Source organism: Gilvibacter sp., from assembly GCF_013214815.1.
GTDB lineage: Bacteria > Bacteroidota > Bacteroidia > Flavobacteriales > Flavobacteriaceae > Gilvibacter.
Genome location: NZ_JABSPU010000026.1, coordinates 1 through 13,810 on the forward strand (window position 1 = coordinate 1; position 13,810 = coordinate 13,810).

Genomic DNA, 13,810 nt, shown 5'->3' on the forward strand with positions numbered 1-13,810 from the left:
AAACACATCTAGTAGCAAAGAAAAGGCCTCACCGATGCAGGAAAATGCAAGTGCCTTATTCTTTTCGTAGACTTATCAGTTTGCAGTCCCTAACAATGGATGACTGTGGCTTAGATAACATACCTCAATCTGTCATAGAGCTAAGAGGCTTGCGCTGGCTTTCTCTGAAAAGAAACAACATAGCTCAATTACCAGCTAATTTCAATTACCATGCAAACATGAAGGTTGTGGACTTGAGGCAAAACCCAATATCAGCGCAGTTCGACTTGACTGATGATCTAAATTGGATTTACGAAGTCCTTCCGAAAGATTGCAAGGTTTTACATTGATTAAACACACACACAACCATGATAAACGCACAACGACAACACATCGACCAATTCTACGCCACACCACCAGAAGTGGCGCGCAAAGCCCTACAGGGCGTTGACCTCAAAAGCGTCAAGGCCGTACTAGACCCTAGCTGCGGCACAGAGGATCAAATAAGAGAAGCTTGCACGCAGGCATTTAGAACAGCATTTGGATTTGCACAATGATACGACTATGAGTGAGGAAATGAAAGTATTATCTCTGTTTAACGGAATGAACTGCATAGGGCTTGCCTTGCACGGCCTTGGGCGCAAATTCAAGGTGTATGCATCTGAGATAGACAAGTACGCCACAAAGGTGAGTGATACATTGTTCCCTGAAACTGTTAACCTGGGGGATGTTGTCTTTGTGCGCCGCGCAATTTGCTGGAAGGATTCGACCATTCAAAAGGCGCTAAGCTCGCAACACCTAAGCACCAAGACGAAGCAGGCTATTCGAGATTTGCTTTTTCTCAGGGGCATCAAGTTTGATTTAGTGGTTGCTGGCTCCCCTTGTCAAGGGTTTTCATTTGCTGGAAAGCGCTTGAATTTTGACGACCCCAGAAGCAAGCTCTTCTTTGAGTTTGTTAAGATACTCAATTCCTGCAAGGCTAAGAACCAGCACGTCAAGTGGCTGCTAGAAAACGTCCGTATGTCAAAAGAGCACCAAGACGTGATAAGCGAGTGTGTTGGTATTGAGCCAATCAAAATAAACAGCAGCCTAGTCTCAGCTCAGAACAGGGTGCGGCTTTATTGGACTAACATATGCGCCTATCAATTTGATCTTTTCGGTAAGCAAAAGTGCGGGATCAAGCAACCTGAGGATAAGTTGATAATGCTAGCTGATGTGCTTGAATTGGAAGTCAATGAAAAGTACATGGCCAAAATAAGCAAGGACGGAAAACTAAAAAGCAAACAAAATAAAGCGTCCTGTTTTACCGCTGGGGGCAACTCTGGCGGCAACCACTCAGATATGGACTTGTTTGTGATTTTTCAAAAAGGCACAGGTTTCAATAAAGGTGGCGTGCATAAAGAAAAATCTCCGACAGTGACCAGCAATTCATTTGAGCACAACAATCATGTCGTTCAGCTCAATCCAGCAAAAGAATTTGGAGGGCAACCCAGACAACAAAACAGAGTTTACGCCATATCTGGCAAATCGCCTTGCTTGACCAAGGGTTGTGCGCATCATCAAAAAGTGGCAACTCGTTTGAAGTCGAAAACAGTCAGAGTAGGCAGAAGAGGGCCTAAGGATAGGCACGAATGGGATGCGGTTGACAAAGCAGAGATCCGCAGATTATCCCCAAGAGAGTGTGGACGGCTTCAAACTATTCCCGAATGGGCAATTGATAAAATGCTTTCTTGTGGAGTTTCCGACACGCAAATCTACAAAATGCTAGGCAACGGATGGACTGTTGCTGTTATTGAACACATCTTAAAACACTTGTGAGCCATGATAAACGCACAACGACAACACATTGACCAATACTACGCCACGCCACCAGAGGTAGCGCGCAAAGCCCTACAGGGCGTGGACCTGAAAGGCATCAAGGCCGTACTAGACCCTAGCTGCGGCACTGGCTCCTTTTTGGCTGCACTGCCATTGAGTAGAAGCAAGTACTACGGATTTGAGATTGACCAAGATCGACACAATTCAGCAAAGGGCCGCGACTACGGGCATAACACGAGCGTTACCATGCTGGGATATGACTTTTTAGACCAAAGCCAAGGCATAGCCCCTATTATTGATCTGGTAGTGATGAATCCACCTTTCAACAAAGGAGCCGAACACTTCCTTCGCGCGTACGACTTGATGATGATGCAACCCAAGCAATCTACCATCGTGTGTCTACTGAATCAAGGCACCATTGACAATCCTTGCACAGTCAATAGAAGACGCTTGGCGCATGTCATAGAGCTACACGGTGGACAGGTCGAAAACTTCGGCAAGTGCTTTCCAAAGGTCAGCGCTGAGGTAGCCTGTATCAAAATGACTGTGCCAGGGCGAGCCATAGACCGCGATTGGTCAGGTGTGATTGATTGGGAGGCATGGGAGACGTTGCAAGATCAGCAAGCGGACGCCAAGACCGCTTTGGTCCCTTACACACAGGGCATCGGGATTGCTAAGGATGAATTACTGCTGATGGTGGATGCTTACAATGCCACAGTAAAGGCGCACAGCGACTATGTGCTTCTCTATCAAGATCTAGATAAATACACAGCCATCTGCACAGGCAAGCAAGGCTACCTTGAAGGCTGGCGCGGCCAAGGATTGAACATGGACTTTAATGACTGGCGATCAGAGTTCACTAAAAACACATGGTTGAATCTTTTGGACCGATGCACCCACAGCGCGTACATGACCAAATCTGTGCGTGATGACATCACCAAAGCCTTTACTGACGGGCACGCTGGGCTGGCGTTTACCTTGAAAAACATTGAGAATCTGTTTTGGGCAGTGCTCAACATGCGACCAAAGCTCATTGAGGATACGGTCAAGCAGGCATTTGACTACTTGACCCTCCACGCCAATGGATACGGAAAAGAATATCGTCACAACCGTCAATTCAGAATGGATTCCAAGTTTATTGTTTCTTGGTGCCTAGAGAAGGGCTATTCAAAGTACAGTATAAAATACACGAAAAGAGACGACTTAGATAGCATTGATAAAATGCTTTGTCTGCTGTCTGGTATGCGCTATGAAGATATTAAACCAGTAGTGACCACTGTAGTGGACGCCATTAACGATGGCTTCCCACCTAGAGGTAAGCATCCTCAAGGTATAGACACTACCTTTTTCAAGGTGCTTTGGTTCAAAAACAACAACTTGAAGTTCTGGGTCAAAGAGCACGCTGCCCCTTATTGGCTTGAGGCAAATCGAATCATTGGCAAATTGAAAGGACAGCCATTGTCAGATGGTAGCGACTGGAAAGCAAAACATGAATGGGCACCAAATCAATAGAACTATGGATTTTAAAGCGCCCCGCTCCAAATGATCCAGCGCGATCTTGGACGGGATAATGAAGAATTATGAGTGATACACCATGCATTGGGCAATGAAAACGGACCATGAAAAAATAGAACGCTGCGTTGGTGTAGAATCAATCAGAATAAGCACTCATTGCTGGGCTATACCACCTGATATAATGCTTTTAAAAAAGCTAAGATGCATAGATGCCTCTAATTCTAGCATTCAAACTTTGCCATTAAGCATTGCCAATCTGCACAATTTGGAATTGTTGATTCTTCATCATACATATGTAAAAACACTTCCAGAATCATTCAAGAGTCTAGGTAAACTTATTCATGTAGACATAGAAGATAATGGATTGATGCCCCATCAAGCAAAACGCATCAAAGCAATGCTTCCACAGGGATGCGAATTAATTTACTAATAAACCTACAGGTTAATCATGAGCACACAACAATCAACTAAGCCCCTTCTAAGGGGCATTCAGCTATCCTATGATGGCAAAGATGAAATAACTTGTCTATTAAATGCTGGTCCCGTAGAAACGGACACCTTGGTCACAGTAAAGCTTGGCGAAAACGATCCGATACTGGCACTGCCAGATAACGAAAGCCAGCTATGCGACTACTGGATTGAAGTTGTCAATACACTGCTTAGGGGGCCACTCAGAGAAGCTGATGAGGTTATGATTATAGACCTTCCGAAAAGATGGAATGTTAATGTTGATGGGCGTTTTTTTAAAGTATGCCATGGTGGCAGAAGATTGGCTTCAAGAACTAGGTTGCATGTTTCAACCGTTGATGGTGCGGAGTATTGGACAGGTAAACGTCATAGCCATGCCTAGAACACCACTACCACCGTACGATCCGCTACAGCCAATACTACGCGGTCATATCGCGGCCGTTGCAACCATCGCCTACAAGGACTATAAGGAGTGTTGGCGGGAAATATGGGCCAAGGTGCTGCACCAAAATGGCACACACCCCTTGGGCAAGGTTGACCTTGAGTCATTAGATAGTCTTAATCTTGAGACATTGGAATACATCGGGAATGCGTTGGCGCACATCCACAGAATGAATAAAATTAGTACACCGAATAAAAAGAAGAATGGAAAATCAAAACGCAGACAACAAGCAAGGTAATCGCCTGCCTATGGATCAGGAACAAAACCCACGAAATGTTATTCATGCCGAAAATTATAGCAAGCTATTTGAATTGTTCAAAGGCATGTCGCATTCGCACCTAAAAGAATGGGAAAAAGCACTCCCTACTATATTAGATTACGTCAAGCAAAGATATGACCTTCCATGCATAGACGAGGTTTTTGAAGATGTAGAACATCATTTAAGTCGAGCCGAGCGAGATTCATCAGAGGCCCAATGCCGTGAATTCAACCTTCACTTCAAGGTAGGTGAAGTTGTTTGGGTCAACAGAGGACTGGGTTTCTTCGGCGAAATTGAAAGACCAGCACAGATTTACGAAAACGAGGCTGACAACGAGATGGTCGAGATTAAGCACAATGGCCTCTTCAGGCTCAATAAAATCATAAAAACGGCACCCAATGTTTGACTCCGCAGCACTATACCGCCTCAAAGACTTTAGCCCAGAGGACCGCAGAAAGGCCCTGAAAGCTATTGACAGCGCATATAAACAGATTATCGACGCAACTGCTGAGATGCTGGACAATACAGGGGTGCCCTACTTCTTCAAGCAAATTGACAAGGTGCAGAAAATACCAGAGGACTTGTAGATTCGAGAGCTACCTGAGTGGTGAAATCTGATGAGTGAAGCCACCTGAAACAGAACTACCAAGTCATTAGGCGTAGTTAAATACCAAATCACAGTACATAAAGTCGTTTTAAATCCCTATTTTGCAACACAGTAAACATTGAATGATTTAACATAATATAAATTACGGGCAAAATGAACAATTGAGATTTTTACACAAGTAATTCACGATCAGAAAATAAACCCCTACCCCTGAAAATAATCATTATACCAACGGAGTCAGCACTGGATTATTCATTTCGGATGATGTTGACACAAGCCGTAGCTACTCCGTTGGGTTTTTCTTAGCAACTAAATCAAATATGCCATGGCATCAACGATAGCAACCAAGCAAACACAAATTGCCAACAATAATTTCAGCGCACTACGATTGAAGGATGCGCTTGACGATAGATCAATTACCTTAATCAATGCGATCTTGGGAGGTAAAGAAGCAAGCAAGCTCATCAACAACAGTATTGCAATTCATGTGCTCGATGAGAGCGGTGTCATAGAAACCAAAGTGGGCATAGCTGGCGGTCGTCTGTGGATTGAACACAAAGCAGGGCAACCACACATCGTTAGCGATTGCAACGGGCTCGCTTTTCAAGTACTCAACAGATACGGAAAGAAAGACCACTTTGGTTTTATTGAGGTGAAGTCCAATTTTAAAGACGTGGTGCTTGAGTTGGAGGCCAAGCAGATCATCCAAGAGTACCAAGGTGCCAAGTTTGACAATCTTCGGACCATGGATAGCGAAATTCTCCAGAAGGCTGGCCTTGTTCTGATCGTAAAGCATCCAACAGATCAAAGATTGTACTTGAAGAATGCCCGTGGCGCAAACAGGTACTCAGACATGGATGGCACTCTTGTAAGCACTCCTAGCGGTCCAAAGGTGTGTAGTGTTACTGCTGGCAAGAACTTCTGGTGTGACGAAGATCAGATACACAGCGATCTGCCGCACATACACTTTATGGTCAAGTGGAGTAATAAGCCTACTGATGCTGTATTGATTTTAGTGTAGAAACAACTAGCCATGAAAGAACTAAAGACCAAACAAGAATTGATCGACATGATGACCATAGCCCTACTGCACGTTACTCAGGGGCTTCATCAAGGTAGAGCAATTGCCAATTTGCTGCTATCGCAAACATGTTTTGACTACCATTGGGCAGAGCGCTGTGAAATTGGCCTCCAAGGCGTGTATCTGAATGGTATGGACATGCCGCTGCATTACCATGTGTTTGCCTGGGCTTCAGCTTTAAGTGAGCAGGCCGCTCAGGGCTTCGAGTTTAACGCCAGAACATCCAGTCCAGACGAAGCTGCAAAAATCAGGGCTTTTGTAATCGATGCTTGCCGCGCTATCAAACAAGCTATACTAAGAGATGGTGAACTTCCAGAGCAAACCCACAATAAATGCGTGCGCCTACTTAGGGTGAACTACACGAGACTGGCCGAAGAAAAGGTTTGCGGGCTTAGTATTGATCCGATAGCAACAAGAGAGCGCTATTGCAGGCGTACCAATAAGGTTTCTATACCTATGAGGGTTGAGTGTCGGAATCCAGCATTGAATTAGCTGAATTATACATGATAATACTAGAATAATTCCGTATCTTGTCAATGTGTCAAGGGAGTCATAACAAACTATAAGTGGAGTCAGGTAGCTTTTATTGCCTGACTTTGCTTTTTCCAATGCTCATGCACCCACTTGGCAGTCTCCACCGCGGCCTCAACCCGTTGCTCCCGCCTTCCAATGATATTCCTCAATGTGTCATCCTTCGACGTATGAAACCCCCATTCTGATAGTATAGCCCCAAAGAAAGGAAAGTCAACCAAATCCGTTTCACGTAGAATCTGGAAATTTACCTCGTAGTCCACATCCCCATCTGGATGCATTTGCGTGCGATACGTCCATTGATTGTTGGTGGCCACCTTTACGTTTTCAAACTGCTTGGTCGCAATCTGGTCGGAAAAGTTATTACCCAGTGTACTGAATACCATGTAACCCTTGGTGGACTCCAATTTCTCAGCGCTGTTTTTGCTTGAGATGGCGTTTGAGTGAAACGAATGCAAGTACCCAGCATAGCCACGGCGAACGTAGCTTGTCACAAGCTCTGAGCGTGTGCCCAATGGCTTATCTTTATACGGGTGGTATATTGGGATACACGGAATGCCAGCGTCCGCACAGGCGTCCATGAACATAGCCGCAACGATGCGGTTTTCGTGGCCTTCGTAGTAGTTGCCCCGCTCATCATGCAAGTGGATGCCACCGTGGTTGGCTCGTTTACCAGGTGTAACATATCGACCATTGTCATCCAGTCCACCGTGCCCAGCGTCAACAAATACCGCAAACTTGCCCTTGTAGATCTTGTCGCACTGGTCAGCGTACTGTGCGTAGAGCCGATCAATGGAGTCCATGGTCTGAGGCCCGACAATGCCATCAACAGCCAATTGGTCAATGCGCGCTTGGTACATGCGTACTGCTCGCGTTGTGGCAGGGCCGAATTGACCATCCACTTTGAGCCCAGCATCTATTATCTTATTGAGTTTGCGCTGTAGATCGCGCACAGCATCGCCTGCGGAGCCTTGTTGTAATGTTGGCATAGTGTAGCATTAAAATAACACAGCGCTGCTTGTGACGGCAACGTTGTGGTCAAAACAGAGATAAGAATCCAAAGAAAGACAGCAAACGACTAGCTTTTAATTAGCTCCACAAGATCAATGATCTTGGATGAGGTTGTCAACGCAATATCAAGGCAATGCTCGACAATGCGCTCGGCTTTTTGGTTCGATAGCTTGAACTCATCGGCAAAACGCTGCACGATAATGTCTTTCTCTTCCTTAGACAGATCAGATAACTCCTGACCAATGTCTTTGAATTTGGTTGCCAGAGACGTGGCTTCTGCTGTGTTGTCCCATAGTCCAATGATCTCCATTAAGGAGAATTTGCCGTCTTGTGCTGCGGCTTCCACTTCGTTGGATGTGCCGGCTATCCACAGGAGTAGCTTTGTGGTGTTTTCAATTCCGAATTGTTCCATGATCATTTCTTAGTCTAATGCGGGGTTGTTGGTCAAATAGTCCCTGATCGCCTCAGCAATTTGCCGAGCTAAGTCCAGCGGATCAATAGTCTTAGACCGATCTGCCTGCACTTTGCCTTCTGAGTCGATGACACCATCTTTTAGTAGTACATAATCTATCCATGTTACTTGAACAGGATCAGTGTAAATCATTGCCGCAAGGTCATAGCTATCCGATTGCTCTGATTTTGCGGTCGCACAAAAAGAAATAGTGCCACTCTCTTCGGTAGATACTAGGCGAATGTTGGAGATGTTAACCCCTTGGTGATTGATGTTCATTTAATTGTTTTTTAAAGGACAAAGTGATCGGGCGAAAAGTCCTTGAATACCTTCCAAGGATAAAACGCCCTTACAAATTGCTCGATGTTTGGTTTAATGGCTACCTCTTGGGCGCCTATGAATTGAAATGCCACGACGCAGAGCAACAAAACCAGCACAAGGCCAAGCGTGATGCCTATTCGCTTGGACCATAAATTGGACGCTGCATACTTATCGTATCGCTTGCCAAGTTCAGGAATCATATAAACGGCTTGACTATCCATCGTCTTGTTGGTTTTTGTCAGCGCCATTTTGGGACGGAGGCGCTTTTAGTTCTTGAATCTGCCCTCTAAGTTCGGCTACCTCGCGTTTTAGCTCTAAAAGCAAAGCCAGTGTCTTTTTCGTGGAGGAGTTTGCACTGAGCGCTTCGGACAGCTGCTTGCTCGTCCATAGTCGAACGTTCTTAGCATGGTCTCCGACTATTGCCTCCACCATAGAGCAAAAGTCTTGGATTCGCTGCATCTCATGCTTCGTGTAAGCCCAGATCAACAAGCATACTACGATGGCTACGGAGGTCAGCGCGATCGCTATGTAAATATAGAACAGCAAAGTAAGCTTTTAGGTGACAAAAGAGGAATTTTTAACCAAATCAGTTCATTAATTCAAAAACAGGGGACTGAAACAAGTTACGAAGATTACAAAAAGCGTAACTTCTGTAACTTTTTTAGTTACAAAATGTATTTGTTAAAGCTTTTTGGTTAAATTTGTATTGAATTAGCATTTTTTGTTTTTTTTTATAACAAGCTAATCTTCTGCGATCAGAGGGGAACACATGGGGGTGTGTTCTCCATTTTTTTTGTCTAGAAGTAAGGCTTTAGCTGCACTTCAAATTCTGTCCCTATCTGGTACTGACCAGTAGTGTCGGCTACCAGAGTGATGGTGTGAACTTCTGTATCGGGAAGCGTTATTTGTTGCACCCCAGATAAAAAAGTAGTCGTTGGCGTAATGGATGGATAACTCGCTATTTGCGTCCCATCTAAGAAAGCCTTTGGTGGGTTCGCCGCCTGTGTGGTACCAACATCAGGAAAGCCCCCGGCTGTCGTCTCCTTGAGAAAAAGCCATGTAAATTGGAACGTGTAAGTCGCTGGATTTGACAGCACATCGGGGGCATGCTGTATCCCTGTTGTTTCTCTTACCGTAAAGCAGAAGTTATCGTTATCAAAAGTGGCTCTCTGCCATTCGCTCAAATACCCTCCATTGGTCCTGAGTGCTCCAAAATAAAAGCGCTCTCCATTGGTAGAAACCCCAATATTATACCTAGAGAAATCCTGAGTGTTTTCTACGTTGATGAATTGTCTGTAGGTGGCATCTACAGGACTGTTTGATGGACTTGTAGGCCTTCTGAAAGAACTAACTTCTCTTAGTGTGTTGCTGGTGTTCTCGTTACTTATTAACCATATGTCAGAGGCCCCTGTTGTGGGATTTGAAACGCGAACACTGCTAAACCCACCCCAAACAGTATGGGTAATGCCCAGCTCTACGCTAGCTGTGTTTGACTGAACCAACGAAAGATCAAACCTTAGTGTGATACTTCGCTCGTCTGTTTCATTGCTGAGAAAGCCATTTGCAATTGCAAATTGATACTTGTTGAATGTGAGGGTGTTGCCATTTCCTATAGAATCAGAGGGATCAAAAAATTGGTGTATAGTTGTGCCTCCGATCCATTTGGACGCATCAGTCAGCTGATCGCCAAGATTGCCTGTAAATCTGCCAAAGTCTAGCTCTTGTCCACTTGGCCTAACAACCCAAGCTCTTATAAAGACACTCTGAGTACTTGCTAGTGTTTGGTAAATCTGAGTAAAGGTAAAAGTACCAAAGGGATTGCCAAATGCTTGATGTGGTGCCTGTGCTGGCTGGGAAGGAGTGCTGTCACTAACCAAGTCACCAGTAACATCCCATCCAACGGTGTATATTTCTGGCAATCTAGTGTCAGAGACATGAGCACTAGATCTTGGGCCGTCTTCCCAAGTAATAAAAACCTGAGCATTACCATCGCCCTGTCCTCCTGTGTCCTCTATGTCTAAGCTCAGTACCTCATGTGTGCCAATCACATCGCCTCTGGCATTGATAATTTCTATGCTCTTGGTGTCAAACCGATCTAGAGAAGACAAGGCAGCCACTTGGCCTATTGGGACCACACAGGTAAGCTTATAGCGCTGCTTGTAGACGTTTTTATACCTAGTAGCACTTCCGTCTGAATTGGTTGACTCTTCGGTCTCAGAAACTATTTCGCTACGAAATTCACCCGAATTAAAGTAATTCACGTCCTTGTACCCGCTCCCCCAATATACACTATGGGAAAACGGCTGAAGCTCCGTATGCTTGGTATAGCATGTCAGTTTGTATGTGTATTCTCCTATAGCCATTTCTCTCTTAAAAAAACTAACCCGCCGCCCTATTGTAGCGGTGGCGACGGGATTAGTAACATCAGGATTATGCTGCGATATCGTGAACGGTCGGTAATGGAGAGTCGATTCGGTCGGGATCGGCCAAAGAATTCCATTGGATCGTTAGTACTGCTTTGCTGTAGGAGTCTTGCTCCATCGGGAATTGAACATCAATGGAAGAAGATCTAATTGCGACCTCTCCCCCAAAAATGTCGGCATCCTCCGTGGTGTAGTAAAAATCAAGAGGAACCTGACAAGCTTGTAACTCTCTCAGGTAGTCGTAGACTGCGTTGTTTTGGATCGGAATTTCCATAGTCAGCGTGTGCAATCTACGGATAACATGCGAACCTTGAGGGAAGTAACTTGCTGTTGTGGTCTCTGTATCGGGCTTTGTGCCTTTGCCAAAAAGACGATGCAAGGCTGTCGGAGACGTGTTGTCAACGACAGGTGGCGTCACAATAGGATTTCGGAAGTCAATGTTGGAGGCCCCTGGGGGCTTGATCACAACACTGTCGATTGAGCTACTTTTAGGGACATTTGCGCAAGGTCCACTTGCGCCTGGCAATAACGTTAGTCCCGAACTACAGTTGCCTTGGCAAACTACAGTTGTTGCTGCAAAATTACCCATAGTACTGGTTTTTGATGGCTGGTGAAGCCTAGCGTTTAATAATTCTGTTGCTTGATCTTGAAATCAAGCAATCGGTTGTTTCTGTGGGGTAAGTGCTTGCGATCAGTTTTAAATATTCTTGGTAACGCTCGTAGTCGTAATCAATGCTCTGTGAGACCAATTCCATAGTGGTACCAAGCATGGTGAACTTATTGATGCGATCCGTTCGGATGAGCGTCTGGCCTAGCAGTACTCTAGATTGGTGCATTATAGCCCTAGCAATTGCGTCGGAAGCTAAAAAGGCATCACCTCCAAGGGTTAGTCTTGTCGTTGTAGACGTGGCCTTGCAAAGCCAACCCAAGAGGTCGCATTCAAAGCTTGCCTTAAGCCGCATGCCATAGCCTTCGTTGCTCGTGTTGCCTGTAAACTTGAGGTCAGCCGTATTATCTACAGCGATGCCCCGAACTTGGACAACAGCTAGATGCGGATCTAAGATACTTTTCGATCCTCCGCAAGTGTTGCAACTCATGCTGTTCTTGTTGTTTGCAGGGATTGCCCCAGAAGGCATTTGATAGACGACGAATAAATCTTTTTCACACTGCGTCTCAACAACGACAGGACTTGAGAAGGTTACCTCATGCCATTGACGCGCCCCCGTGAGGGTGACAGTCTCTGTAGTAAGAGGTGCGCTCAAGTCATCACCATCGTACACTTCTACGGTCACAACAGTACCAGCGGGCAAGACTCTAAAGTTAAGCTCTACCCCATCAAGAACAAAAATGCCCCCTCTTATAGGGTAGGTTCTTGTACCGTATCCAACATAGTCTTTGTTGACAAAAGCACGAGCAGGAGCTTTGACGCCGCCAATAGTGTCAAACGAGTTTACAGCAAACTCATATCGCATGGATATTTCGCGCTTAAAATCTCGAACAAAGTCTTTGACGGCGGATGCTCTGGAATCCTTGAGTAGTTCATAGACGCCACCTGTGCCGCAAAAAACAGCATCTTCTACCATGTTCAATGGGATGCTGTCATTGGACGCGACATAAAGCCCACTGCTGCTTTCGTTATCAGTGGGAAAGGTAGATGGAGGATTGCGACAATTGCAATCCTCCGATATCAAACCTATGACATTTTCAAGGCAATCCATTAAGCTGTTCTTTTGACTTTAAGGATTCCAGTTCTTTGGTTGCTCGCCACTGGGCGCACTGCGTGCATACCCCAGATACGGGCATCAAGCACATATTGATTAACAATGCGGCCAAAGCGATCGTTACCAGTACACTCAAGCTTTGCACGAACGTCCATTTGAATGGTACGCATTTGACCAGTGCTGCCAACAGCATATTGGATTGGCGTCATGTTGCCATTCTCATTGATGTTGGTGTAGTACTGCAATGGCAGGGTGAAATTCGTGGTGTCGATAGAGGTACTGGTGTCGATTTGTGGGGTGGGCGTGTAGTCGTTCCAGAACAAATACCCAAAGGTGTTACGATCCATGATGTAGAGCGTATCCTTACCGATAAGCGTGTCGAAAGACAAGGTGTCTGTGTACATTTCTAGACTGCCAAAGCGAGCGACATTGTTGTCTGCATTATTGCCGCTATACATGGCATTCATCATAGCAATGCTATGGCTTGTTCCGCCAAACACAATAGGATTGTAGATGCCATTAAGCTTGGCAAGCTGTTCTAGGATCGGCATGATGCGACTAGACTCTTCATTGTTGCCCCAATAGTTGGCATTGGAAATAATGTAATCCCCATTGGTGGAAACCGTGACCTCTGGTGGCGTCAAAGCCGTAGCGGGCAGGTTAGACTTATTGTCCTCCAATGCTGCAATCATGTAGTCATTAAGACCTTTGGACCCCATGTGAATAAGGTCATTTAGGGCCTTTGTGATGCGCTGCTCAGCCTGAAACTGATTGCCGCAGCCATTGAGGTTGACAGTGATGCCATCTTGCCATTCTAGGTTGACGTCATAGTCACGACTGAGCGTGCCTACGGTATTGCCGCCTACGGGCGTACAGTCAAAACCTGAGATGGAGGAAGTCCAGTTACTGTAATTGTTGCTGGCGTCATCCATTTGCGGCCAATATACGGACACAGGTTGACATGTTTGAAGATTAGCGTCGCCAATGCCCATCATGTCAAGTCGCGGCGCCATAAGCATTGGCGCGGCTATCTCTGGCATGACGGTAAGCTTTTGGTCTACATTCCCGTTGGGCGCAAATCCTGTTTGCGCTGCCATTACGGCGGCGGGTAGGGCTGATGCCGTGAAATCTTGTGGCATAGAACTAATTTTTAGTTGCACCCATTTGGGGGGGAGTAGGTACG

The 13,810-nt window shown here is 45.6% G+C and carries 17 protein-coding genes; 8 read left to right on the forward strand and 9 right to left on the reverse strand.

The features are described 5' to 3' along the window. Positions 1-347: 347 nt before the first annotated feature. The 8 genes from HRT75_RS07270 (at position 348) to HRT75_RS07305 (ending at position 6,661) form a co-directional block, all read left to right on the forward strand. Entirely contained in the window at positions 348-536 is a 189-nt protein-coding gene (locus HRT75_RS07270) for a hypothetical protein (protein ID WP_291184533.1), read from the forward strand. Positions 537-543: 7 nt separating this feature from the next. Then, positions 544-1,797: a DNA (cytosine-5-)-methyltransferase gene (gene dcm / locus HRT75_RS07275; protein WP_291184535.1), complete on the forward strand. Its 1,254-nt coding sequence runs from the start codon at positions 544-546 to the stop codon at positions 1,795-1,797. A 3-nt stretch (positions 1,798-1,800) separates the two neighbouring features. Next, the gene (locus HRT75_RS07280) at positions 1,801-3,309 is read left to right on the forward strand and encodes a DUF4942 domain-containing protein (RefSeq protein WP_291184538.1); all 1,509 of its coding nucleotides are present in this window, start codon (positions 1,801-1,803) and stop codon (positions 3,307-3,309) included. Positions 3,310-3,760: 451 nt separating this feature from the next. Further along, positions 3,761-4,162 carry a hypothetical protein gene (locus tag HRT75_RS07285; protein WP_291184541.1) on the forward strand — a complete coding sequence of 134 codons (402 nt, stop codon included), beginning with the start codon at positions 3,761-3,763 and terminating at the stop codon, positions 4,160-4,162. 263 nt (positions 4,163-4,425) lie between these two features. Then, positions 4,426-4,887: a hypothetical protein gene (locus HRT75_RS07290; protein WP_291184543.1), complete on the forward strand. Its 462-nt coding sequence runs from the start codon at positions 4,426-4,428 to the stop codon at positions 4,885-4,887. Continuing rightward, complete coding sequence (locus tag HRT75_RS07295; protein WP_291184546.1) at positions 4,880-5,068, forward strand: hypothetical protein; 189 nt, start codon at positions 4,880-4,882, stop codon at positions 5,066-5,068. Before HRT75_RS07290 ends, HRT75_RS07295 begins: the two co-directional genes overlap by 8 nt. Before the next feature lie 345 nt (positions 5,069-5,413). Continuing rightward, positions 5,414-6,109, forward strand: a complete 696-nt coding sequence (locus HRT75_RS07300) for a hypothetical protein (RefSeq protein ID WP_291184549.1) — start codon at positions 5,414-5,416, stop codon at positions 6,107-6,109. 12 nt (positions 6,110-6,121) lie between these two features. Further along, positions 6,122-6,661: a hypothetical protein gene (locus HRT75_RS07305; protein ID WP_291184551.1), complete on the forward strand. Its 540-nt coding sequence runs from the start codon at positions 6,122-6,124 to the stop codon at positions 6,659-6,661. An 80-nt stretch (positions 6,662-6,741) separates the two neighbouring features. Here the strand turns inward: HRT75_RS07305 and HRT75_RS07310 are convergent, their stop codons facing one another. The 9 genes from HRT75_RS07310 to HRT75_RS07350 all read right to left on the reverse strand — a co-directional run bounded on the left by HRT75_RS07310 (position 6,742) and on the right by HRT75_RS07350 (position 13,766). Then, positions 6,742-7,689, reverse strand: coding sequence for a peptidoglycan-binding domain-containing protein (locus tag HRT75_RS07310; protein WP_291184553.1), 948 nt, complete (start codon positions 7,687-7,689; stop codon positions 6,742-6,744). Positions 7,690-7,778: 89 nt separating this feature from the next. After that, positions 7,779-8,123 (reverse strand): hypothetical protein, encoded by a 345-nt coding sequence (locus tag HRT75_RS07315; RefSeq protein WP_291184556.1) that lies wholly within the window; start codon positions 8,121-8,123, stop codon positions 7,779-7,781. 9 nt (positions 8,124-8,132) lie between these two features. Continuing rightward, positions 8,133-8,441 carry a hypothetical protein gene (locus HRT75_RS07320; protein WP_291184560.1) on the reverse strand — a complete coding sequence of 103 codons (309 nt, stop codon included), beginning with the start codon at positions 8,439-8,441 and terminating at the stop codon, positions 8,133-8,135. An 11-nt stretch (positions 8,442-8,452) separates the two neighbouring features. Beyond that, positions 8,453-8,704 carry a hypothetical protein gene (locus HRT75_RS07325; protein ID WP_291184562.1) on the reverse strand — a complete coding sequence of 84 codons (252 nt, stop codon included), beginning with the start codon at positions 8,702-8,704 and terminating at the stop codon, positions 8,453-8,455. Then, the gene (locus tag HRT75_RS07330) at positions 8,697-9,029 is read right to left on the reverse strand and encodes a hypothetical protein (RefSeq protein WP_291184564.1); all 333 of its coding nucleotides are present in this window, start codon (positions 9,027-9,029) and stop codon (positions 8,697-8,699) included. Before HRT75_RS07330 ends, HRT75_RS07325 begins: the two co-directional genes overlap by 8 nt. Before the next feature lie 251 nt (positions 9,030-9,280). Further along, the gene (locus HRT75_RS07335) at positions 9,281-10,744 is read right to left on the reverse strand and encodes a hypothetical protein (protein WP_291184566.1); all 1,464 of its coding nucleotides are present in this window, start codon (positions 10,742-10,744) and stop codon (positions 9,281-9,283) included. Between the two features lie 169 nt (positions 10,745-10,913). Further along, entirely contained in the window at positions 10,914-11,372 is a 459-nt protein-coding gene (locus tag HRT75_RS07340) for a hypothetical protein (RefSeq protein WP_291184568.1), read from the reverse strand. 151 nt (positions 11,373-11,523) lie between these two features. Beyond that, positions 11,524-12,624, reverse strand: coding sequence for a hypothetical protein (locus HRT75_RS07345; protein WP_291184572.1), 1,101 nt, complete (start codon positions 12,622-12,624; stop codon positions 11,524-11,526). After that, positions 12,624-13,766, reverse strand: a complete 1,143-nt coding sequence (locus HRT75_RS07350) for a hypothetical protein (protein ID WP_291184575.1) — start codon at positions 13,764-13,766, stop codon at positions 12,624-12,626. Before HRT75_RS07350 ends, HRT75_RS07345 begins: the two co-directional genes overlap by 1 nt. Between the last annotated feature and the right edge of the window lie 44 nt (positions 13,767-13,810).

Bases quoted from the DNA above. Each gene is read 5' to 3' on its own strand.
- HRT75_RS07270 (WP_291184533.1), top strand. From the start codon at position 348: ATGATAAACGCACAACGACAACACATCGACCAATTCTACGCCACACCA.
- dcm (WP_291184535.1), top strand. From the start codon at position 544: ATGAGTGAGGAAATGAAAGTATTATCTCTGTTTAACGGAATGAACTGC.
- HRT75_RS07280 (WP_291184538.1), top strand. From the start codon at position 1,801: ATGATAAACGCACAACGACAACACATTGACCAATACTACGCCACGCCA.
- HRT75_RS07285 (WP_291184541.1), top strand. From the start codon at position 3,761: ATGAGCACACAACAATCAACTAAGCCCCTTCTAAGGGGCATTCAGCTA.
- HRT75_RS07290 (WP_291184543.1), top strand. From the start codon at position 4,426: ATGGAAAATCAAAACGCAGACAACAAGCAAGGTAATCGCCTGCCTATG.
- HRT75_RS07295 (WP_291184546.1), top strand. From the start codon at position 4,880: ATGTTTGACTCCGCAGCACTATACCGCCTCAAAGACTTTAGCCCAGAG.
- HRT75_RS07300 (WP_291184549.1), top strand. From the start codon at position 5,414: ATGGCATCAACGATAGCAACCAAGCAAACACAAATTGCCAACAATAAT.
- HRT75_RS07305 (WP_291184551.1), top strand. From the start codon at position 6,122: ATGAAAGAACTAAAGACCAAACAAGAATTGATCGACATGATGACCATA.
- HRT75_RS07310 (WP_291184553.1), bottom strand. From the start codon at position 7,689: ATGCCAACATTACAACAAGGCTCCGCAGGCGATGCTGTGCGCGATCTA.
- HRT75_RS07315 (WP_291184556.1), bottom strand. From the start codon at position 8,123: ATGGAACAATTCGGAATTGAAAACACCACAAAGCTACTCCTGTGGATA.
- HRT75_RS07320 (WP_291184560.1), bottom strand. From the start codon at position 8,441: ATGAACATCAATCACCAAGGGGTTAACATCTCCAACATTCGCCTAGTA.
- HRT75_RS07325 (WP_291184562.1), bottom strand. From the start codon at position 8,704: ATGGATAGTCAAGCCGTTTATATGATTCCTGAACTTGGCAAGCGATAC.
- HRT75_RS07345 (WP_291184572.1), bottom strand. From the start codon at position 12,624: ATGGATTGCCTTGAAAATGTCATAGGTTTGATATCGGAGGATTGCAAT.
- HRT75_RS07350 (WP_291184575.1), bottom strand. From the start codon at position 13,766: ATGCCACAAGATTTCACGGCATCAGCCCTACCCGCCGCCGTAATGGCA.